19 protein-coding genes are annotated in these 20407 nt (G+C 72.2%); 9 read left to right on the top strand and 10 right to left on the bottom strand.

Annotated elements, in window-relative coordinates; all coding sequences use genetic code 11:
- Positions 1-24 precede the first annotated feature (24 nt).
- Positions 25-4233 (top strand): trypsin-like peptidase domain-containing protein, encoded by a 4209-nt coding sequence (locus MQE23_RS27840; protein WP_243380573.1) that lies wholly within the window; start codon positions 25-27, stop codon positions 4231-4233.
- Here MQE23_RS27840 and MQE23_RS27835 read toward each other — a convergent pair.
- The 6 genes from MQE23_RS27835 to MQE23_RS27810 form a co-directional block, all read right to left on the bottom strand.
- Positions 4230-5264 (bottom strand): glycoside hydrolase family 6 protein, encoded by a 1035-nt coding sequence (locus MQE23_RS27835; RefSeq protein WP_037670601.1) that lies wholly within the window; start codon positions 5262-5264, stop codon positions 4230-4232. The two genes, MQE23_RS27840 and MQE23_RS27835, sit on opposite strands and share 4 nt — an antisense overlap.
- A 331-nt stretch (positions 5265-5595) precedes the next feature.
- Positions 5596-6273 carry a class F sortase gene (locus MQE23_RS27830; RefSeq protein ID WP_020274147.1) on the bottom strand — a complete coding sequence of 226 codons (678 nt, stop codon included), beginning with the start codon at positions 6271-6273 and terminating at the stop codon, positions 5596-5598.
- Positions 6274-6275: 2 nt separating this feature from the next.
- Complete coding sequence (locus MQE23_RS27825) at positions 6276-7022, bottom strand: hypothetical protein (RefSeq protein ID WP_243380572.1); 747 nt, start codon at positions 7020-7022, stop codon at positions 6276-6278.
- Positions 7023-7163: 141 nt separating this feature from the next.
- Positions 7164-7943 (bottom strand): HAD-IIA family hydrolase, encoded by a 780-nt coding sequence (locus MQE23_RS27820; RefSeq protein ID WP_020274149.1) that lies wholly within the window; start codon positions 7941-7943, stop codon positions 7164-7166.
- Between the two features lie 142 nt (positions 7944-8085).
- Positions 8086-8886 carry an LPXTG cell wall anchor domain-containing protein gene (locus MQE23_RS27815; protein ID WP_243380571.1) on the bottom strand — a complete coding sequence of 267 codons (801 nt, stop codon included), beginning with the start codon at positions 8884-8886 and terminating at the stop codon, positions 8086-8088.
- Between the two features lie 116 nt (positions 8887-9002).
- Positions 9003-9221 carry a hypothetical protein gene (locus MQE23_RS27810; RefSeq protein WP_020274151.1) on the bottom strand — a complete coding sequence of 73 codons (219 nt, stop codon included), beginning with the start codon at positions 9219-9221 and terminating at the stop codon, positions 9003-9005.
- Positions 9222-9362: 141 nt separating this feature from the next.
- On the opposite strand from MQE23_RS27810, the gene MQE23_RS27805 reads away from it, so the two are divergent.
- Positions 9363-10334 (top strand): TetR/AcrR family transcriptional regulator, encoded by a 972-nt coding sequence (locus MQE23_RS27805; RefSeq protein WP_243380570.1) that lies wholly within the window; start codon positions 9363-9365, stop codon positions 10332-10334.
- Here MQE23_RS27805 and MQE23_RS27800 read toward each other — a convergent pair.
- Positions 10292-11737, bottom strand: a complete 1446-nt coding sequence (locus tag MQE23_RS27800) for an ROK family transcriptional regulator (RefSeq protein ID WP_243382778.1) — start codon at positions 11735-11737, stop codon at positions 10292-10294. The genes MQE23_RS27805 and MQE23_RS27800 overlap by 43 nt on opposite strands.
- A gap of 94 nt (positions 11738-11831) precedes the next feature.
- On the opposite strand from MQE23_RS27800, the gene MQE23_RS27795 reads away from it, so the two are divergent.
- The 3 genes from MQE23_RS27795 (at position 11832) to MQE23_RS27785 (ending at position 14387) form a co-directional block, all read left to right on the top strand.
- Positions 11832-12899: a Gfo/Idh/MocA family oxidoreductase gene (locus MQE23_RS27795; RefSeq protein ID WP_020274155.1), complete on the top strand. Its 1068-nt coding sequence runs from the start codon at positions 11832-11834 to the stop codon at positions 12897-12899.
- Entirely contained in the window at positions 12896-13417 is a 522-nt protein-coding gene (locus MQE23_RS27790) for a heme-degrading domain-containing protein (protein WP_243380569.1), read from the top strand. The genes MQE23_RS27795 and MQE23_RS27790 overlap by 4 nt, the downstream gene beginning before the upstream one ends.
- 103 nt (positions 13418-13520) lie before the next feature.
- Positions 13521-14387: an LLM class F420-dependent oxidoreductase gene (locus tag MQE23_RS27785; RefSeq protein ID WP_243380568.1), complete on the top strand. Its 867-nt coding sequence runs from the start codon at positions 13521-13523 to the stop codon at positions 14385-14387.
- A 77-nt stretch (positions 14388-14464) separates the two neighbouring features.
- On the opposite strand, the gene MQE23_RS27780 is transcribed toward MQE23_RS27785, so the two are convergent.
- The 3 genes from MQE23_RS27780 to MQE23_RS27770 all read right to left on the bottom strand — a co-directional run bounded on the left by MQE23_RS27780 (position 14465) and on the right by MQE23_RS27770 (position 16588).
- Positions 14465-15322 carry a fumarylacetoacetate hydrolase family protein gene (locus MQE23_RS27780; protein WP_037670627.1) on the bottom strand — a complete coding sequence of 286 codons (858 nt, stop codon included), beginning with the start codon at positions 15320-15322 and terminating at the stop codon, positions 14465-14467.
- A gap of 148 nt (positions 15323-15470) precedes the next feature.
- Positions 15471-16181 carry a YidC/Oxa1 family membrane protein insertase gene (locus MQE23_RS27775; RefSeq protein WP_243380567.1) on the bottom strand — a complete coding sequence of 237 codons (711 nt, stop codon included), beginning with the start codon at positions 16179-16181 and terminating at the stop codon, positions 15471-15473.
- A 95-nt stretch (positions 16182-16276) separates the two neighbouring features.
- Entirely contained in the window at positions 16277-16588 is a 312-nt protein-coding gene (locus MQE23_RS27770) for a DUF6412 domain-containing protein (RefSeq protein WP_243380566.1), read from the bottom strand.
- 240 nt (positions 16589-16828) lie between these two features.
- Between MQE23_RS27770 and MQE23_RS27765 the strand changes: the two genes are divergently transcribed.
- From MQE23_RS27765 to MQE23_RS27750, 4 genes are all read left to right on the top strand, one after another.
- Positions 16829-18304: a beta-1,6-galactanase gene (locus MQE23_RS27765; protein WP_243380565.1), complete on the top strand. Its 1476-nt coding sequence runs from the start codon at positions 16829-16831 to the stop codon at positions 18302-18304.
- A 130-nt stretch (positions 18305-18434) separates the two neighbouring features.
- Complete coding sequence (locus MQE23_RS27760) at positions 18435-19451, top strand: SEC-C domain-containing protein (protein WP_020274162.1); 1017 nt, start codon at positions 18435-18437, stop codon at positions 19449-19451.
- 37 nt (positions 19452-19488) lie between these two features.
- Positions 19489-19608, top strand: a complete 120-nt coding sequence (locus MQE23_RS27755) for a DUF5988 family protein (protein WP_347710168.1) — start codon at positions 19489-19491, stop codon at positions 19606-19608.
- A 125-nt stretch (positions 19609-19733) separates the two neighbouring features.
- On the top strand, positions 19734-20192 hold the full coding sequence (locus MQE23_RS27750; RefSeq protein ID WP_243380564.1) for a DUF3592 domain-containing protein: 459 nt from the start codon (positions 19734-19736) through the stop codon (positions 20190-20192).
- Positions 20193-20407 lie beyond the last annotated feature (215 nt).

The raw sequence follows: 20407 nt of genomic DNA, 5'->3' as shown, positions 1-20407 counted from the left end.
GGGCGGTGGCGGGGGAAACGGGAGATGACCGAGTCGACCACGTCGGATCCGGTGGCCGAGGAAGTCCTGGCCGCCGCGACCGTCCAGGTCACGGGCACGGACGGGCACATCGGCGGCCTCGGGGTGCTCATCGCGCCCACACTGGTGCTGACCTGCGCCCATGTCGTACTGGAGGCCTCGGGGCGGCCGTCCCACCAGGAGGAGCGCCCCGACGGCCCCCTCGGTGTCCGTCTGGTCCTGCGCGAGGGCGAGCCGGTGGACGCCGTCGTCCGCGACTGGGTGCCCGTACGCGCGAACGGCACCGGCGACGTCGCCGTACTGTCCCTGTCCCGCCCGCTTCCGGAGGCCCGGCCGGTCCTGATGGCGGCGCCCCGGGACGTCTGGGACCACAGAGCCATCGTTTTCGGACTGCCGCGTGACGACACCGGCGGCGGCTGGCACACCGCCCGGCTGCGTGCCCGGACCGGCACCGGCCGGCTTCAGATGTCGCCGCTCGACGGGCAGTCGGACCCGATCCAGCCCGGCTTCAGCGGCTCCGCCGTGTGGGACGAGGACCTCGGTGCCGTGGTCGGCATCGTCGCCTCGATCTCACCGGCACACCGCGGGCAGAGCTTCTGCATCCCGACCCGTACTGTCCTCGACGAACTGCCGGAGCTGGCCGAACTGCTCGCGCCCGACTCCCCGTTCCCGGGCCTGCGCCCGTACACCGAGGAGCACAGCGCGCACTTCTTCGGCCGGGACGAGGACGTCACCGCGGTCGTCGACCTGCTCTGCCCGCACGGGCCGCCCGAGGGCTGCGTGACGCTGACCGGCCCCTCCGGCTCCGGCAAGTCCTCCCTCCTCATGGCGGGCGTCCTGCCCCGCCTGCAGGAGCAGGAGGCGGAGGTCGTCACCCTGCGCGCGGAAGGCCGCCGACCGGACGCCGCGACGGTCCGGGACGCGACGCGAACCCACCGCTCGGCACGCGGACTCGTGCTGGCCCTCGACCAGGCGGAGGCGCTGCTGCTGCGCCCCGAGGAGGAGCTGCGCGCCCTGGTGGACGCCCTCCTCGACGCCTGCCGGCACCCCGGAGTGGCGGTCCTGGTCGCGCTGCGGACCGACTTCCAGGACGCGGCCCTGCGCCACCCGGAGCTGAGCCGGCTGGTCGGCGGGGCGCCCGCGCACCAGTTGGGCCTGATGACCCGCGAGCAGCTCACCGAGGTGGTCCGGCTGCCGCTGAGGGCCTTCCCCGGCGTGGAGTACGACAGCGGACTGGCCGACCGGCTCATCGATGACGCGGCGGGCCGGCCGGGAGCCCTGCCCCTGCTCGGGTTCGTCCTGACCACCTTGTGGGAACGGCAGGTGGGCGGCCGGCTGCGCCTCGACACCTACCGCGAACTCGGCGGCCTCGGCGGGGTGCTGAGCAGCAGGGCGGACTCCGCGTGGCAGCGGGCGCTGCGGGGCACGGCGGAGGAAGCCGCGACCGGCCTGCTCCGCGCGCTGGTCCAGATCCCGCCCGGCAGCGGCACGGCCCTGCGCGCCCGGCTCGCCCGCCGCGACGTGGGCGAGGAGCAGTGGGCCATCGCCCGCGCACTCGCCGAGGCCCGGGTTCTGGTCCTGGGCGCGGACCCCGAGCGGGGCGAGACGGTCGAGCTGGCCCACGAGGCCCTCATCGAACACTGGCAGCCGCTCGCGCAGCAGCTGGAAAAGGACCGTACATTCCTCACCTGGCGCGGCGAACTGCGCTACGACCGTGCCCGGTGGTGGCGGGCAGGGCGGCCGGACGGGCTGTTGCTGGAGGATCCGGCGTTGTCGGTGGCGGTCCGAACGCTCGACGAGCGGCGTGACGAACTGACGGAGGAGGACCGCGAGTTCATCGAGGCGAGTGTCGGGCTGCGGGACCGCAAGGAACGCGAGGCCGCACGGTCCGAGCGCCGGAAGCGGTACTTGCGGATGCTGTGGGCGGTTGTCACGGTCCTGGCCGTCGTGGCCGCGACGGTGGTGTCCGTGCTGTATCTGAATCTGCTGAGGGAGCAGCGGCGGTTGGCGTCGGATCGGCTGGCGCAGCAGGCCGCGAGTATCGACAGCACGTCCCTGACCATCTCCTCCCTTTACGCGGTCGGGGCCTACCGGTCGGAGGCAAGGCCGGAGGCGCGCTCCGCCCTGCTCGCACAGTACTTGCGGTTGCAGGACGTGGAGCGGGTGGTGATGGAAGGGCACGCGGAGGTCAAGGACGTGAAGCTCACAGAGGACGGCACGCACGCCTATGCCCTGCTGAGCAACGGGGACTTCGCGAAGCTGGACCTACGCGGGAAGAAACGGCCCGTGCCAACGCTCCGTGAAAAGCGGAGCGACAATGAGCGGATCGCCGTGTCGCCCGACGGGCGGATCATGGCCCGGGCGAGCAACTGGGGCCTTGTCTCGCTCGGAGTGCCGACCGCCGCCGACCCCGGCGTCCTCAGGACCGTCCCGCTGCGTGAGGGCGACCCCGTCAAGAAGAACCCGCGCGCCGCCTACGACCTGCGCTTCGACGGGGACGGTCGGCGGATTCTCGCCACGATCCCGCGCGAGGGCGTGCTGATGTGGCGCACGGACGACGGCCGACGGCTGGGCCGCACCCTCGTTCCGCCGCGCGGCTGGGACGCGGCACAGGCCTGGTTCGCCGCGGACGACACGGTCGTGGCGCGGATCGTGCCCTCCGGAGCGGAAGCGGACGACACCCGGGGACGGCTGGTCTCCTGGGACCTGGAGACGGGTTCACTGCACCGCCCTTGGGACGAGCGGACCACGGCTTCCGCGACCGTCAGCGGCAACGGCCGCGTCCTGGTCACCTGCACCGAGCAGGGCGCACTCGAAGCCTGGCGGCTGGGCACCGCCCCGCGGCGTTTCCAGAGCTGGAGCAACAGCAGCTTCCAGGGGCTGTGCCCGCTCTACACGCCCCGGGTCGACGCGACGGGCCGCTACCTGATCAATCCCACCGGGCGCATCGGCACGGACCTGGGCCGGATGCGGTTCCTCGTCATCGACCTGGAGAGGGGCTGGCCGGCCACGTTCGACACGCCCGCCGCCGCTCCGGAGGACCAGAACATCACCGGCCGCGGTTTCGCTCCCCCGGTCGCCCTGGCCGGCCCGCCCAACGACCTGCGCGCCGCCGTCGGAGTCGGCGGCAGCATCGTCACCGTACGCGTCAAGCCGCCCACGTCCTTCGACACCAACGCCCTGCTCAACCGCATCCGCACACCGGACGCGCCGAGCGGCAGGATGGCGGTCGTCGACTCCAAGGGCACAGGGCTCCAGTTGTGGAACCTGGCCGACCACCGTCTCCTCGCGACGGCGCGACCGTCCCGGCCGCTGGCCCGTATGTACGCGGCCTTCAGCCCGGGCGGGCGGCGAATGCTGACCATCGCCGAGGACCAGCGCACGGTGCTCGTCTGGCGGATCGACGGCTCTTCCCTCAGAGAGGAGCACGTCCTCGAGCTGCCCGCACCCGACGGCATCACCGCGTCCGGTCCGGACCCCACCACGGGGCGCGTCCCGTCCTGGATCAATCTGAGCTTCTCCGACAACGACCACGCCGTGATCTCGGGACTGTCGTACGTCTCCCGCTGGAATCTCGAGACCGGCAAGCCGGAGGGCGAGATCTACCGGCCGCCCGTCCAGGACCGCGCCCAGCTGGCCAACGAGGCGGCCGGCACCTTCGCCTCCGCCGTACCCGGCAAGCCGCAGGCGGTGGTGCGGACGGTGGCCGAGATCGGCGTGTGGGACTTCACCACCGGTGAGTTCAAGAGGTGGATCAAGAAGGAGGACTACGACCGGTCGGTCCGGTCGTTCGCCCTCTCCCCCGACGGCAAGGTCCTCGCCGTGCAATACGCGGGCGGTCGGGTGCGACTGTGGGACGTGCGAAAGAAGGGCTGGAAGCCGTCCCTCACCTACCACGGCGTCTACTACCTCGGCCGCTTCCTCGGCGACCGCCTTCTCCACACGACCACCGCCGCCGGCGAACAAGTCGTCTGGGACATCGACAAGCGCCAGGACACCTACCGCTACTACGTGGGGTACGGCTCCGCCCTCTCCCCGAGTACCGACGGCAAGAACCTCACGCTCGTCGACGGCTCCCGCACCTCCACCATCCCGCTCGATCCGGAGCGCTGGACGGACCGGCTGTGCGCCCTGGCGGAGCGGGAGCCGACCGACGAGGAGAAGGACCTGGCGGCCGATCCGGACCAGGTCGAGGACGTCTGCCCCGGTTTCTAGGAACTCGCCTTGGCCAGCTTCAGCGCGTAGTCCCCCCACCACTGCCCCGCCTTGGGTCCGCCCTTGCACTCGCCGTCCGACTCGCCCGGCCGCTTGACCCACAGGTACGCGTCGACCAGCGGGTCCGCCGTCTTCGTCGTCGGCGTCTCGCCCAGCGCGCGGCCCGGCGGGTTGCACCAGCGTTCGTCCGGGTTGCCCTGGGCGTAGGGGCCCTTGCCGTTGCGGCTGGTGTCGATGACGAAGTGCTTGCCCGCGACCTTGGCGGAGAGCTGCTTGCCGTAGGCGATGGAGTCGTCGGTGGAGTAGAAGTTGGAGACGTTGACGGAGAAGCCGTCGGCCTGTTCGATGCCGGCCCGCTTCAGCGGCTCGAAGATCTGGTCGGGGTTCTGCCAGCCGGCGTTGCCCGCGTCCAGGTACACCTTCGTGTTCTTCAGGGACTTCAGCTTCGTGACGGCGCCCTTGAGGAGGTCGTAGCGCTCCTCGTGGAACTGCTCCGGTGTGCAGCCGTCCACCAGGTGCAGCAGCGCGTCCGGTTCGAGGATGACTGTGGCCGAGCGGTCGCCGATGCCCGCCGCCACGCCGTCGAGCCACTCGCGGTAGGCGTTGCCGTCGGCGGCGCCGCCCTGCGAGTACTGGCCGCAGTCGCGGTGCGGGATGTTGTAGAGGACGAGCAGTGCCGTGCGGCCGGCCTTGTCGGCGGCCTCGGTGAAGCCCCGGGTCTGCTCCTCGGGGTTGTCCGGGCCGACCCACTCGGCGACCGGCTGCTCGGCGATCTTGCGGATGTGCTCGGCGTCCTGCTTCTTGCCGGCCTTCTCCAGGGCTGCGACCTGCTGAGCCGCGGTGCCGTCCGGATTGACCCAGAACGGGGCGATCTCCTTGGGCTGCTGTGTGATCCCGGCGCCCGCGTCGGCGCCGGTGTCCGATCCGTCCCCCCCGTCGGACGAACACCCCGTGATCAGCAGTGCCGCCCCCAGCACCACTGCGGACACCCGCCTCCCGGCGGACGCCCCTGCCCCCCTGCTGCCGTACATCCAACTCCCCCTTGGGTGCAGCGTTCCAAGTCTCAATCCTGACATACGTCCCTCGACACCCACGAGGCCGAAGCCACCTGCGCCGATGACGCAGAGCCACCGTATCGGGACTTGGCGTTATTCAACCTCTAGGCCCGGACGGCCCTTTGGTTCTAGAGTCTTCTCAGCAGGGCCCGGCCTCCGGCCAGAGTTTCACCCACCGTGGCCCCCGCGGCCTCCCGCGCAGTTCGCCGGGTTACTCCCGCAGCCCGTGCGCGCGGTCGAGGACCGGCCCGGTCGGCGACTTCAGGGGGAGCGGGTCGCCGACCGGGTTGGGTGGGCGCCCAAGGGGTTAGAGACCGGTTCCTGTCAGGTACGCCGACACCACCACGTTCGCCGTGTAGCTGCGGGTCGTACGGTCGAAGCTGCCGCCGCAGGTGACCAGCCGCAGCTCGGCACGGCCCGACTCGCGGGGCCCGTAGGCCTGGTGGGCGTCGAAGCGGTCGCGGGTGAGGACCTGGACGGACTCGACGGTGAACTCCGCGACCTTGGCGTCGGCCCGGATCACCCGGATCGTCTGGCCCGGACGCATGGCACTGACCTTGTAGAAGACGGCGGGCCGGGTGTCGGTGTCGACGTGACCGACCATCAGCGCGGTCCCCGGCGCCCCGGGTGCCACGCCGCCCGCGTACCAGCCGACCGTGCCCGGCTGGTCGTACGGCGGCGGATCGAGCGCGCCGCGCGCGTCCAGACCCCGCGCCACCACGGGCGCCTGCACCCCGAGCCCGGGGATGTCGACGCGCTGCGGCAGCGCGTCGCCCAACGGGCGGTGCGCGGGCGGCAGTTTCACGTCCGGGGGCCGTCCGGCCGCCGCCATGTCGCCCGTGGTGGGGGCGGAGATGCCGTGCCGTACGTCGGTCACCTCGCGGCCCCAGAGCCACAGCCCGAGCAGCAGCGCCACCCAGGCCACGCCGGCCAGCAGGCGGCCGGTGCCCGAGGAGAGGCCCTTGTTTCGACCCTGTTCGGACATGGTCAGTCCGTTCCACGGCCCCGGCGGACACCGCCCAGCGCGACGACCACCGCGGCCACGCCCGCGAGAACCAGACCGGTCACTCCCTGCGCCGTACCGGGACCGGCCCCCCGGTCCTCGGCGGCGACGAGGTCCGCCGCGCCACCGCCGCCGGCCTGGACCGGGGCGACGGGAGAGGCGTACGGGCCCGGTCGCCGGGAGGCGGACTGCTGCTCATCGTCACCGGGCGTGGACGACTGCCCACCGCCCTCGGGCATGGGCGGCTGTCCGACGGTGTCGGGTGCGGGGGGCTGCCCGACCGTCCCGGGCGCGGGGGGCTGCCCGCCGGTCCCGGGCACGGACGCATGCTCGTCCGTCCCGGGCACGGACACATGTTCGTCCGTCCCGGGCGCCGGCCGCTGCCGCTCCTCACCCTCCCGCCCCTCCCGGACGGTGAACGTGCCGGTCCGTTCGGCGCCCCCGCAGGTGACCTTCACGGCGTACGTCCCTGCGTCGAGCGTGGAGCGGACGCGGCTCTCGCCGACGAGTTCACCGTCATGGACGGTGAGCCGCGCGTCCGCGACGAACGCCGCCGAGCGGGCGACGGCCGTCCTCTCCGCACAGTCGGGCACGCGGAGCGTGACGTCACTGCCGGGCGCGGGGGTCGCCGGGGTCACCGAGACGCCCCCTGCGTCCACCGCGTACGCCGCCGGGGTGAGGACGGCCGCGACCAGGACGCTCGTACAGACAGTGACTTTCAGAGAACCCATCGTGAACCTCCAGACGCCTGGAGCCTCCCCCGCACGGTGGGCCCCCGCATCCTCAGGGAGGCGGCGACTGCTCCGTACGGGTGGCGACGGGTTTGAGCTCCGGCCGGCTGCCTCGGGCCCGGAGGCCCGCTGTCTCCGGGCTCAGACGCGGTCGACGAGGTCCGCGATCGAGTCGACGACCTGCGACGGCCGGTACGGGAAGCCCTCGACCTGGTCGGGCCGGGTCAGGCCGGTGAGCACCAGGAACGTCTGCATCCCGGCCTCCATGCCCGCCAGCACGTCCGTGTCCATGCGGTCGCCGATCATCGCACTGCTCTCGGAGTGCGCGCCGATGGCGTTCAGCCCGGTCCGCATCATCAGCGGGTTCGGCTTGCCCGCGAAGTACGGCTTCTTGCCGGTCGCCTGGGTGATCAGCGCGGCCACCGCGCCGGTCGCGGGCAGCGGGCCCTCGGTGGACGGGCCCGTCTCGTCGGGGTTGGTGCAGATGAAACGGGCGCCGCCGAGGATGAGCCGTACCGCCTTCGTCATGGCCTCGAAGGAGTACGTGCGGGTCTCGCCGAGGACGACGTAGTCCGGCTCGTGGTCGGTCAGGATGTAGCCGATGTCGTGCAGCGCGGTGGTCAGGCCGGCCTCGCCGATGACGTACGCCGACCCGCCCGGCCGCTGGTCGTCCAGGAACTGGGCGGTGGCCAGGGCCGAGGTCCAGATGCTCTCGATCGGCACGTCCAGGCCCATGCGGCGCAGCCGGGCGTGCAGGTCGCGCGGGGTGTACATCGAGTTGTTGGTGAGGACCAGGAAGGGCTTTCCGGACTCACGCAGCTTCTTGAGGAAGGCGTCGGCGCCGGGGATCGGTACGCCCTCGTGGATGAGCACACCGTCCATGTCGGTGAGCCACGACTCGATGGGCTTGCGGTCTGCCATGTGCGGGATCTCCTGCCGTACGCGTGCCAGCGTGAGCCTTGGGGCCAGGCAGCCCCCAGCCTAAACAGTGGCCGGATCTTGCGGAATGACCCGTATACGGCATCCCGACAGGCGGGACGGCTCTGCCCAGCGACTCAGCGGCTCAGCGGCGCCGGCGCGCGAGGAGCACTGCCCCGGCCCCGGCGAGCAGCAGCGCCGCGGCGGCCGCGGCGACTTGGCCGCCGGTTCCCGTACGGGCGAGTTCCTCGGCGAACGGGAAGCGGTCCTCGCGGGGCGGGACGGAGGCGTCGGAGTCGGGGTCGGGGTCGGGGTCGGGGTCGGGCTGGGAGTCGGTGCCGCCGTCGGCCTCCGGCTCGTCCCCGTCGATCGGCGGTTCGGTGTCGATCCCGAAGCGGTAGTCGTTCGACTGCCCGACCCAGTCACCGTCGTCGTCGTGCCGCTGCACCACGGCGGCGTTGACGGTGACCTTGTTCGGCACGGCGTCCGAGGTGACCGCGAGCCGCACCTTCACGGAGACGGTCTTCCCCGGCCCGACGGTGAACCCGGCGAAGCGGTCCTGGTCGTCGGCGAACGCCCCGATGAGCTCGTCCTCACCCGTCTTCTCGAACCGCACGGAGTGTGCTCGCGCCCCCTCGAAGAACTCCAGCCGGGGCTGCGAAGGCTCCAGCACCCGCTTCTCGTCGACGAGCACGACGACCGGATGGATTCCGGTGCACGGCCGGTCGGTCGTGTTGGTCAGATCGACGTACCAGGTCCCGAACCCGCCCCCGGCCTCGTAGGCGCCGGGCCCGCCGTGGATGCGGGTGGTGAGCGGGAAGGTGTGGTCGTCGGGCGCGGCACAGGCGGGCGCCGGCTCGTCCGCGTACGCCGGATGGGCCCCGGTGAGCAGGACGGTGGTGGCTGCCGCCGCCAGGCAGAGGTGAGCGGGCGTGCAGAGTCGCATGGAGATGTGACATTGCCGGATGGAGCCGTTGGCGAGCCGACATCGCCGGGAACGCCCCCGAACGGCGGCGCGAATCCGCCCGGTCGGCGGACACCTGAGGCGACCGGACAGGATCCTCAGCGGCGCCCCAGCGCCTTCGCACGCGAGTGGGCCCAGCCGGTTAGGAGCACACCGGCGGCGGTGAGAACCGCGTAGGCCAGCAGCGTGGGGAGGAAGCCGCCGGGGAGCCCGTCCAGCAGCCCCCGGTCACCGTTGTCGACGAGGAGCCGGACGAGCGCCTGGGCGCAGACGACCAGCATCACCATGCCGAGGACCTGTAGGACGTCGTACTTCATGGCCTTCCCTTCCGGGGGGAGGTGGGAGGAGGGTGTGTCTGTCGACGTTACGAACGTATCAATCGGCGGGAGGGTATACGCCGCTATAAGCAGCCCAATCTCGCATTACGTCACACTTTCTCGGCGCGCTATCGTGAAGGCGTGCGTGACGAAAAAGAGCGGGCGTGTCCGGTGTGCGGCAAGCCCACGGTCCGTCCTGGCCGGGGCCGTCCGCCCGTCTACTGCTCCCGGAGCTGTCAGGCCCGGGCGTACCGCCGGCGCCGGCAGCCGCTGCCCGCTCCGGGCACTCCGCCGGCGCCCCGGCCGACGGACGTCCGGGCCCGGCAGCGGCGCCGGATCGCCGAGGCGGTGTGGCGCATCGCAGCCGAGCAGGGGCTGGACGCGGCGAGCATGCGCAGGATCGCTGCGGAGGCCAGGGTGTCGCTGCGGATCGTGCAGTACCACTTCGACTCCAAGCACGCCCTGATGGTCGACGCGCTGCGACTGCTGCACGAGGAGAACGAACGGCTGGCCCAGGGACGCATTCCGTACGACATGACGGAGCCGTGCGCGCTGCTGCGGGCGGTGCTGGACGAGTTCCTGCCGTTGGACGAACAACGCGCCTTCGCGTTGCGGGTGTTCACGGCGTACTACGCGCGGAGCCTCACCGATCCGGTGCTCGCCGAGGTCTTCCTGACCGCCGAGCAGCCGCTGGAACGGCTCGTCGCGGACATCATCGGGGTGGGCGAGGCGGCGGGGAGCACCGCGCCGGGCATCGACCGGGTGTACGAGGCCGACCTGCTGGTGTCGGGCGCGATCGGGCTGGGCCTGGACGTGGTGCACGGCCGCCGCTCACTCGCGGACGTACGGACGGTGCTGGACTACCACCTGGGGCGGATCTTCCCGGACGCCACGGACACGCCCCAGCGGAATCCGACCGCTACGGCGAACCCGACCGCTACGGCGAATCCGACCGCTGTAGCGAATCCGGCCCACACTCCGAAACCGGCCCACGCCCCTCAGCCGACCCCCACACGGAATCCGACCCTCACACCCAGCCGAGCCCTCACACCGAACCCCGCCCCCACCTCTCACGCGACCCCGCGCCCGAACACCGGCCCCAGCACCAGCTGAGCCGCCCCAGCCGCCACGACCCGCCCCCCACCCGGCGCGACCCGTACCGGCACGGCGTCCTCCCCCGTCCGCCGCGCCCGCGCCGCCAGTACCGCCCCGACCCCCCGCACGAACGCCTCCGGCGCCGAGGCCACGGTCCGGCCCCCCAGCAGGACGACGTCGATGTCGAGCAGCCCCACCAGGTTCGCCGCGCCCGCTCCCAGCACCCGCGCCGCCTCCTCCACATCACCGCGCGCCACGGCACCGAGGCACAGCGCCTCCACGCAGCCCCGGTCGCCGCAGGTGCACGGCGGGCCGTCCAGCTGGATCACCTGGTGGCCGAACTCCCCGGCCCCGGTCCGGGCTCCCCGGTGCACGCTCCCGCCGATGACCAGACCGGCCCCCAGCCCCGTACCGAGGTGCAGGTACGCGAAGGAGCCGCTCTCGCCCCCGGCCGCCAGGCCCAGCGCCGCCGCGTTGGTGTCCTTGTCGACCACGACCGGCACGCCGAGCCGCGCCGCCAGCGCCTCCCGCAGCGGAAACCCGTCCCACTCGGGGAAACCGGTCACCCGGTGCAGCACACCCCGGACATGGTCGAGCGGCCCGGGCAGCGCCACCCCCACCCCGAGCAGGGAACCTCCAGGGCCGAGGGACGGCCCGGCGGGCAGCACGTCGGCCGCCGCCGGGACGGCCTCCGGGCCCGTCGCCCGCGAGACTTCCGTCGCCGCCTCCCCGGCGGACTCCGTCACCGTCTCCCGGAGGGACTCCGGGCCCGTCGCCCGCAAGGCTTCCGCCGCCGTCTCCCGGGCCGTCTCCGCCGCCGCCCCCCGCGAGGCTTCCGCCGCCGTCCCCCGGACGGACTCCGGGCCCGTCGCCCGCAAGGCTTCCGTCGCCGTCTCCCGGGCCGTCTCCGCCGCCGCATCCCGCAAGGCTTCCGTCACGGTCTCCCGGACGGACTCCGGCCCCGCCCCCCGCAAAACGTCCGCCACCACCCCCCGCACGGTCCCCGTCACCGCCGCCAGCACCGCCCGCGCCCCGGCTCCCAGATCCAGCGCGGCGCGCCGCTCCCCCACCACCGTCCCGCGCAGATCCACGAGCACGGCCCGGACCTCGTCCCGGTCCAGGTGGATCCCCACCGCGTGTCCCGCCTCGGGCACCAGTCGCAGCACCGTGCGCGGCTTGCCCCCGGTCGACGCGCGGCGCCCCGCCTCCGCCGCGAGCCCGGCCTCCCGCAGCCGGGCCGTGATCTTGCTGACCGCCTGTGGGGTGAGGCCCGTCCGCTCGGCGAGTTCGAGCCGGCTGATGCCGTCGGGCCCGGCCGTGCGCAGCAGGTCGAGCACCAGCGCCGCGTTGTGGCTGCGCAGGGCGAGCAGGTTCGCCCCGCTCCCTGTCACCCCGGTCCATGTCCCTGCGGCACCGTGCATGCCACCCACTCCGCCCGTACGGTCGTTCGCCCTGTTCACGCCCCCATTGTCCCTGGCGCTTGCACTTTGGCAACAGCGTTGCGAAAGTGGTGCCATGACTGGCACACCCCTCCGCGTCGGCCTCGTCGGCTACGGCCTCGCCGGCTCCGTCTTCCACGCCCCGCTGATCGCCGCCACCGAGGGCCTCGCCCTCGACACGGTGGTCACCTCGAACCCCGAGCGGCAGCAGCAGGCCCGCGCCGAGTTCCCGGACGTACGCCTCGCCGCCGGCCCGGACGAGCTGTTCGACCGGGCCGCCGAGCTGGACCTGATCGTCGTCGCGTCCCCGAACAAGACGCACGTGCCGCTCGCGACCACCGCCCTCCGGGCCGGTCTGCCGGTCGTGGTCGACAAGCCCGTAGCGGGCACGGCGGCCGAGGCCCGTGAGCTGGCCGCCCTGGCGGAGGAGCGCGGCCTGCTCCTCTCCGTCTTCCAGAACCGCCGCTGGGACAACGACTTCCTCACCCTGCGCAAGCTGCTGGCCGAGGGCGAGTTGGGCGACGTCTGGCGTTTCGAATCCCGCTTCGAGCGCTGGCGTCCGAAGCCGAAGGGCGGCTGGCGGGAGTCCGGCGACCCCGCAGAGATCGGAGGTCTGCTGTACGACCTCGGCAGCCATGTCGTAGACCAGGCGCTGGTCCTCTTCGGCCCGGCCGCCGCCGTGTACGCGGAGTCGGACATCCGCCGCCCGGGCGCCGAGACGGATGACGACACGTTCATCGCGATCACGCACACGAGCGGCGTCCGCTCCCACCTCTACGTCTCCGCGACGACCGCCCAGCTCGGCCCCCGCTTCCGCGTCCTGGGCTCCGCCGCGGGCTACGTCAAGTACGGCCTCGACCCCCAGGAGGCGGCCCTGCGCGAAGGCCGGCGCCCCGGGCCCGGCTGGGGCGCGGAGCCCGAGTCGCTGTGGGGCCGCGTGGGCTCCGGCGAGTCCCCGGTCACGGGAGGCGGACGCCCCGAACCCACCCTCCCGGGCGACTACCCGGCTTACTATGCGGCCGTGGCGAAGGCCCTGCTGGAGGGGGCCCCGAACCCGGTGACCGCCCTGGAGGCGGCCGCCGCCCTGGACGTACTGGAAGCCGCCCGTCGTTCGGCCCGCGAGAAGGTGACGGTGACCCTGTGACCCACAAGAGCAACCCTTCACACAGCCAGGAGCTCACCCCGAAGTTCCACCCGGAGCTCACCCCGAGCCTGGACGAGCTGGAGAAGGAGGAACGCCGCCTGGTGTTCCGCCAGTTCACCCACGACGACGCCTGGGAGCTCGGCTCGCTCCTCGTCGGCATGGCCCGGGAGCGGCAGGCCCCGGTCGCGATCGACATCCACCGCGCCGGCCAGCAGCTCTTCCACGCGGCGCTGCCCGGCTCCACGCCCGACAACGACGCCTGGATCGCCCGCAAGCGCCGGGTGGTGGAGCGCTACGGCTCCGCCTCCTACCTGGTGGGTGCCCGCTTCCGCGCCAAGGGCACGACGTTCGAGGAGTCCTCGCGCCTCGACCCCGACACGTACGCGGCACACGGCGGTTCCTTCCCGATCACCGTCGAGGGCGCCGGCGTGATCGGCGCCGTGACCGTGTCCGGGCTGCCGCAGCTCCAGGACCACCGGTTCGTGGTCGAGGCCCTGGAGCGGTTCCTGGACCGCTAGGGGTGTTGGAATCAGGGCCTGTTGGAATCATCGGCGGCCCCCTCCGGTTGGCACTGCCGTACGCATGATCAAGCATGGCGCCCAACCGGAGGGATCCCAACCGATGACCACCGCTCTGAAGGAAACCGTCGGCCGGTACGGCATCTGGAGCGTAGGCCTGCGCTCGGAGGACCCCGACCGGCGCGGCGAACTCGCCGAGGCCGCCGCCGAACTGGAGGAACTCGGCTACGGCGCCGTCTGGCTGGGCGGCAACAGCTCCGCCGCCAACGCCGCCCCGCTGATCGAGGCGACCTCGAAGCTCGCGTTCGGCACGAGCATCCAGAGCATCTGGCAGCACGAGCCGGACGCCGCCGCCACGGCCTTCGCGGAGCTGGAGTCGACCCACCCCGGGCGTTTCCTGCTGGGCCTCGGCGTGAGCCACGCCAAGCGCGAGGAGCAGTACTCGCGCCCCTACTCGGCCCTCGTCGGCCACCTCGACGGCCTGGACGCCGCCGGAGTGCCGGCGGACCGCCGCCTCCTTGCCGCCCTGGGCCCGAAGTCCCTCCGGCTGGCCCGCGACCGGGCGGCGGGCTCGATCCCGTACCTGGTCACCCCGGAGCACACCGCGCACGCCCGCGAGATCCTGGGCGAGGCCCCGCTGCTCGCCCCGGAGCTGGGCGTCGTCCTGGAGACGGACCCTGCCCGTGCCCGCGCCCTGGCCCGCGAGTTCCTCGCGATCTACCTCCCGCTGCCGAACTACACCAACAACTTCCTCCGGCACGGCTTCACCGAGGACGACCTGTCGGACGGCGGCAGCGACCGCCTCGTCGACGCCCTGTTCGCCTGGGGCGACGAGACGGCGATCCGCGCCAAGGCCGACGCCTTCTTCGAGGCAGGAGCGGACCACCTCGCCCTCCAGGTCCTGGACGGCGAGCCGCGCGACGCCCTCCCGAGGAAGGCCTGGCGCGACCTGGCAGCGCTGCTGGGCTGACCCTTCAGGGGCGCGGGGAACTGCGCGAACAACCACGACTGACCCGCAGTCGCGAACGCTCCGCAGCTCCCCGCCCCTCAGGCGTCTTTGAACTCTTGCCGCTGCCGCCCGAGCCCCTCGATCTCCAGCTCCACGACATCCCCGGCCCGCAGGAACGGCTTGGGCTCGGGCGCCCCCAGCGCCACCCCCGCCGGGGTCCCCGTGTTGATCACATCGCCGGGGTACAGCGTCATGAACTGACTGAGATACCGCACGACCTCCCCCACCGGGAAGATCTGCTCAGCCGTCGTCCCGTCCTGCTTCAACTCGCCGTTGACCCACAGCCGCAGCGACAACCGCTGCGGATCCGGCACCTCGTCCGCCGTCACCAGCCACGGCCCCAGCGGGTTGAACGTCTCGCAGTTCTTGCCCTTGTCCCAGGTCCCGCCCCGCTCGATCTGGAACTCCCGCTCGGACACGTCGTGCGCCACGGCGTACCCGGCGACATGCGCGAGCCCCTCCTGCGCGGACCCCAGGTACCTGGCCGTACGCCCGATGACGACGGCCAGCTCGACCTCCCAGTCGGTCTTGCGGGACGCGCGCGGCACGAGCACCGTGTCGTGCGGCCCGACCACGGTGTCCGGCGCCTTCATGAAGAGGACCGGCTCGGCGGGCGGCTCGGCACCCGTCTCGCGCGCATGGTCGTGGTAGTTCAGACCGATACAGACGATCTTGCCGATCCGCCCCAGCGGCGGCCCGATCCGCAACCCGGTGGCGTCCAGTGCGGGCAGCTCGCCGGCGTCGGCGGCAGCACGGACGCGGTCGAGCGCCGCGTCGTCCGCGAGCAGCGCCCCGTCGATGTCCGGCACGACGCCCGACAGGTCCCGCAGGGTCCCGTCGGCGTCGAGCAGTGCGGGCCGCTCGGCCCCGGCCGTACCGACTCGCAGCAGCTTCATGATCACGTCTCCCTCGATCGCGGGCGCCCGCCGGAGGCATGCGACCCGGATGCGGCGGGGCAGCCATCGGAGGACTGGTCGATCCTCCAAGCTGGCAGTGCACTCCGCAATACCCAGTTCACGTACTGGACCTCTCGTACCCGACCGGCTACCGGTACAGCACAGCCCGCTCGACGACACTCCACGTCGTACTGGTCACGACGTACAGCGCGGCGGCCAGCGGTACGACGGCCACGGTGACGAGCGTGAAGAAGGACATGAAAGGCATCACCTTGGTCACCGCCCCGAGCCCCGCCACCTGCGGCTCACCGGCCGGGAGCGCCGGGCTCGCGGCCATCATGCGCTTGCTGAGGCGGTAGCTGAACGCGGCGACCCCGGCGACGACCACGAACAGCCCGGCGTAGACGAGCCCCGGACCACCGAGCAGACCGCCCGACCCGAGCGCGTCCGCCCACCGCCCGCCCAGCGGCGCGGCGAACAGCTCGTGGCCGAGCAGCGCGTTGGCCCGGCCGCCGATCGTGTCGCTGGAGAACAGGTGGTAGAGCAGGAAGAACGCGGGCACCTGGAGCAGCCCGGGCAGGCAGCCGGCCAGCGGCGACACCTTCTCCTCGGCATGCAGTTCCAGTACGGCTCGCTGGAGCTTCTCGGGGTTCTTCCCGTGCTTCTTCCGCAGCTCGGCGATCTTCGGCTGGAGCGCGGTCCGGGCCTTCTGGCCGCGCGCGGCGGCCCGGGACAGGGGGTGGACGAGGAGTCGTACGAGCGCGGTGAACAGGACGATCGCGGCGGCGGCCGCGGAGGCGCCGAACAGCGGCTGGAGGAGGTCGGCGAGTCGCTCGACCAGCTGGGCGAAGACGGACATGGGTGAGCCCTCCGGGGGTCTCGTCGTGCCGGGAGTGGGACATGGCGGCATGACGACCCGCGCGGGGCCGGCTACGTGAAGTGCTGGACGTGGCCCTACGCGAAAGTCGCCCGGAGGGCGTGCCCGGGTGCCCGGGGCCGAGTGCGCCCCCGGGCGTCGGGATCGCGCTGTGGCAGGAAGGCCGTACGGAGGTCACGATCGCGGATGGCCGTACGCACCCGGGTGCGCGGCACGGCGGGCGCGCAGCGCGAGCCGATGAGGACACAGACCGTGAGCGCGGCAGAGGCCGCGGCTGTCGCGGCGAGCGCGACGGTGGCGTAGAGGCTGCCGGTGTCCAGCAGCGCCACTTCCAGGACCAGGAGGAGCAGCACGAGAGCGGGACGCAGACCCGTCCAACCGCGGACCATCGGCTCCCCTCCTCCCGAACACTCGCTCGCTCGACTACCCGTTCGCTTCGCTCTGTTGGTTATACAGGATCGCTCCGACGGTCGCGTCCGAGACTTCGTACACGGGTTTTAGAAAGGTTCGTCGCAACTCTCGACAACCCACCCGCCACAACCGATGCTTCTCGTTGCCATGAACGGGCCAACCCGCGACGCCGGGCCGGGGGGACCGACGCCTGCCCCGATTTCCCCTACGGAGGAGCCGTGATACGACGCAGAACCCTGCTGACCGCAGCAGGCGGTACGTTCCTCGGCAGCGCCCTGGCGACAGGAACCGCGCACGCGGACGCCACGATCGCCGTCAACCCCTCGGCGACGTACGGCACCTGGGAGGGCTGGGGCACCTCCCTCGCCTGGTGGGCCAACGTCTTCGGCGCCCGGGACGACTTCGCGGACCTCTTCTTCACCACCAAGTCGGTGACGTACAACGGCAGATCGCTCCCCGGCCTGGGCCTGAACATCGCCCGCTACAACCTCGGCGCGTGCAGCTGGAACAGCGTCGGCGGCGAGACGATGGTCAAGTCGCCCAACATCCCCGGCTTCAAGCAGATCGAGGGCTTCTGGCAGGACTGGAACAACGAGGACCCCGCCTCCTCGGCCTGGAAATGGTCGGCGGACGCCAACCAGCGCGCGATGCTGGTGAAGGCGACCCAGCGGGGCGCGATCACGGAACTCTTCGCCAACTCCCCCATGTGGTGGATGTGCAGCAACCACAACCCCTCGGGCGCGGCGGGCGGCGGCAACAACCTCCAGACCTGGAACTACCGCCAGCACGCCTCCCACCTGGCGGCGACGGCCCTGTACGCCCGCGACAACTGGGGCGTGAACTTCGCGACGGTCGACCCCTTCAACGAGCCGGCCTCCACTTGGTGGACCGCGACCGGCACCCAGGAGGGCTGCCACATGGACCCCGCGGTCCAGGCGGCCGTACTCCCCTACATGCGCAGCGAGTTGGACAAACGCGGCCTGACGGGCCTGCGCATCGCGGCCTCGGACGAAACGAACTACGACACGGCCCGCTCCACGTGGTCCTCCTTCAACTCGTCCACCAAGTCCCTGGTCTCCCAGGTCAACGTGCACGGCTACCAGGGCTCGGGCGGCCGCCGCGACCTCCTCTACACGGACGTGGTCACGACGTCCCGCAAGAAGCTGTGGAACTCCGAGACGGGCGACAGCGACGGCACGGGCCTGACCATGGCGTCGAACCTCTGCTACGACTTCCGCTGGCTGCACCCCACGGCGTGGTGCTACTGGCAGGTCATGGACCCGTCGACGGGCTGGGCGATGATCGCCTACGACGCGAACACCCTCCAGCCGACCACGGTCCAGACGAAGCACTACGTGCTGGCCCAGTTCAGCCGCCACATCCGCCCGGGCATGACGATCCTGGACACGGGCGTGAGCTACGCGGTCGCGGCGTACTCGGCGTCGGCCCGCCGCCTGGTGATCGTCGCGGTGAACACCGCGGCGTCGGCCCAGACCCTCACCTTCGACCTCTCCCGCTTCTCGACGGTGACGGGCGGCACGAACGGCGCGGTACCCCGCTGGAACACGGTGACGACGGGCGGCGGCGACCTCTACACCCCGCGCTCGGACATCCGCCTGTCCGGCAAATCGGTCAGCGTCCCCTTCGCCGCAAAGTCGGTCCAAACGCTACAAATAGACGGCGTAACCCTCTAGCCCGCCGCCATGGCGGCGATTCGGGACGATCCGTAAAGCCGGGATGACAAGCATGGGGAACCCGCGCAGGCCGGGCGTCTGGCCTGCGCATCTCTCACGCTCGTCACCTCCCGGCAGTACGGTGTCCCCCATGCGCCCCGACTCGCCTGCCGAAAACGTCGACCACACCGCCGAGGCGGCACGCCTGGAGCGGACCGCCGGCCTGTATCCCGAGGACTCCGAGGCCCTGCTGCTGCGCGCCGCGGCCCATCTGGAACTCGCCGGTGACCGCCCCACGGCCACGGCCCTCTACGACCGTCTGCTGTCCGCCACGGACGGCCTGGAGAACCCCCATCTGGTACGGGCGCTCAAGGCGTCGAACCTCTGGGAGTACGGCCACGAGGCCGAGGCCAGGGCGATCATCGAGGGCGTCCGGGTGGCGTCCCCGCGGGACCCTGCCCCCTGGGTGATCGTCGCCGAGGCCCTGGAGTCCCACGACGAGCTGGAAGCGGCGCACGACACGTTCACGGAGGCCGTACGCCTCCTCCTGACCGACGTACCGGCACCCCCGCAGCCGACCCACCCCCTCCTCTTCGGCCGCCACAGGATCCGCCGCATGCTGGGCAAGTCCCACGACGAGTGGGACGCGCTGGCGGACACGGTCCACTCCCTCCCGATCACCCTGGACGAACTCCACGACCCCAAGCGCGTCTGGTCCCTGGGCTCGGAAAACCCCGCCGAACTGGAGGCGGAGATCACCCGCCTCCGAGCAGAACTGGGCGCCTACCGCGAGGCCCTCTCCCGCCCCTTCCCGGTAGCGATCCTCCACTGGCCGGCGACGGAGCTCTCGGAACTCCTCGAGGCGTACCCGGACCTGGCCTCGGAGTACCCCTCCCACGAGACCCACCTCGCGACCATAGAGTCCGCCCTGCGAGAACTCGCGTCCTCCGGCACCCCGAACCTGGGCATCGTCACCGGCACGGTCCCGTCCTACGAAGCCTTCGCAGCGTCGGAACTCTCCTCCCCGTCCGACGCGACCCTGCTCCCCCAGTACGCGACGACCCTGGCGGCGAGGGGGCGGGCGGTGGCCTGGCCCCCACAGAGCACCGCGGCCTGCTGGTGCGGCTCCGGACAACCGTACGGCGCCTGCCACGGACGCACGGCCTGACACGGGCACCGGGTCCTCCGACCCACCCGGCCAGGAACTGAAGATCCCCCACCGCGGCGGCCACGAGCACGACAAAGTCACGACCCGCCACGAGGAGACACCGGAGGGCCAGGCAACGGTGTACCGCTGGTGGGAACGGACGGAGATCGCCGAGTAGCCGGGGCAGTGCCGACCCGGGCCGGCCCGACAGCCGGCCCCACGGAACTGCCACGACACCACCCCCGTCTTCCCGGACGACAAACGACTGACGACTGACGTCGGCTCCCGGGGGGGGAACGTCACATGGACCAGCCCTGGCTCACGATCGCACTCATCATGGCCGCCGCCATGACGGCCTTCGGAATCTGGAACCTACGCATAGCCCACCGCCAGCGCCGAGCCCTCTCCCGCCTCGGCGTCCGGGGCATCCGCACCAGGGGCGAGGTGGCCCGAGGCCCCCGCCGAGAGGGCCCCACCCTCCACCCGCCCCAGGTCCGTTACAAAGCCCCACCGGTCGACCGCCCCAACGCCCCGGCCGACCAGACGTACCGCCGCACCCCTCTCAACCACGAGCAGCACCCTCTCCACGCCGGAGTCCCGGTCGTCCTCCGCTACGACCCGAGGGACCCACGCCGGGTGGTGGTCGTACACCAGAAGGACGGAAGGCCGGCGAACGTGTCGTACTCGGCGGGGGCGCATCTGGCTTGGGGGGTCTCTTGCGTGCTGCTCGGGTTGGGGATGGGAGCGGGCGCGTTCTGGTGACGCCCCGAACGCCTCACCCCACCGGCGACCCGCCGCCGAGCCGCTGACGCATTCACCCACGCCGGGCGCCTGGAGCCAACCAGTTGCGCTCCCCACCTGCGGCCCCCGCCTCTCCGGGCCGCCCGCTCGCTTCTCTCCCGTGCTTCCGCGGCCCGGGTCAAGGGTGGCCCGCAGGGCCATCGGCGCCAGCCGACGCGGAACGCAGCGCAGCGGAG

It is taken from the genome of Streptomyces sp. HP-A2021, from assembly GCF_022807935.1.
Classification (GTDB): domain Bacteria; phylum Actinomycetota; class Actinomycetes; order Streptomycetales; family Streptomycetaceae; genus Streptomyces; species Streptomyces afghaniensis.
This window is presented reverse-complemented; position numbering and strand designations above follow the sequence as displayed.

Bases quoted from the DNA above. Each gene is read 5' to 3' on its own strand.
- MQE23_RS27750 (WP_243380564.1), top strand. From the start codon at position 19,734: ATGGACCAGCCCTGGCTCACGATCGCACTCATCATGGCCGCCGCCATG.
- MQE23_RS27840 (WP_243380573.1), top strand. From the start codon at position 25: ATGACCGAGTCGACCACGTCGGATCCGGTGGCCGAGGAAGTCCTGGCC.
- MQE23_RS27835 (WP_037670601.1), bottom strand. From the start codon at position 5,264: ATGTACGGCAGCAGGGGGGCAGGGGCGTCCGCCGGGAGGCGGGTGTCC.
- MQE23_RS27825 (WP_243380572.1), bottom strand. From the start codon at position 7,022: ATGGGTTCTCTGAAAGTCACTGTCTGTACGAGCGTCCTGGTCGCGGCC.
- MQE23_RS27770 (WP_243380566.1), bottom strand. From the start codon at position 16,588: ATGGTCCGCGGTTGGACGGGTCTGCGTCCCGCTCTCGTGCTGCTCCTC.
- MQE23_RS27820 (WP_020274149.1), bottom strand. From the start codon at position 7,943: ATGGCAGACCGCAAGCCCATCGAGTCGTGGCTCACCGACATGGACGGT.
- MQE23_RS27810 (WP_020274151.1), bottom strand. From the start codon at position 9,221: ATGAAGTACGACGTCCTACAGGTCCTCGGCATGGTGATGCTGGTCGTC.
- MQE23_RS27760 (WP_020274162.1), top strand. From the start codon at position 18,435: ATGCGCCCCGACTCGCCTGCCGAAAACGTCGACCACACCGCCGAGGCG.
- MQE23_RS27785 (WP_243380568.1), top strand. From the start codon at position 13,521: ATGACCACCGCTCTGAAGGAAACCGTCGGCCGGTACGGCATCTGGAGC.
- MQE23_RS27800 (WP_243382778.1), bottom strand. From the start codon at position 11,737: ATGCACGGTGCCGCAGGGACATGGACCGGGGTGACAGGGAGCGGGGCG.
- MQE23_RS27815 (WP_243380571.1), bottom strand. From the start codon at position 8,886: ATGCGACTCTGCACGCCCGCTCACCTCTGCCTGGCGGCGGCAGCCACC.
- MQE23_RS27795 (WP_020274155.1), top strand. From the start codon at position 11,832: ATGACTGGCACACCCCTCCGCGTCGGCCTCGTCGGCTACGGCCTCGCC.
- MQE23_RS27830 (WP_020274147.1), bottom strand. From the start codon at position 6,273: ATGTCCGAACAGGGTCGAAACAAGGGCCTCTCCTCGGGCACCGGCCGC.
- MQE23_RS27780 (WP_037670627.1), bottom strand. From the start codon at position 15,322: ATGAAGCTGCTGCGAGTCGGTACGGCCGGGGCCGAGCGGCCCGCACTG.
- MQE23_RS27775 (WP_243380567.1), bottom strand. From the start codon at position 16,181: ATGTCCGTCTTCGCCCAGCTGGTCGAGCGACTCGCCGACCTCCTCCAG.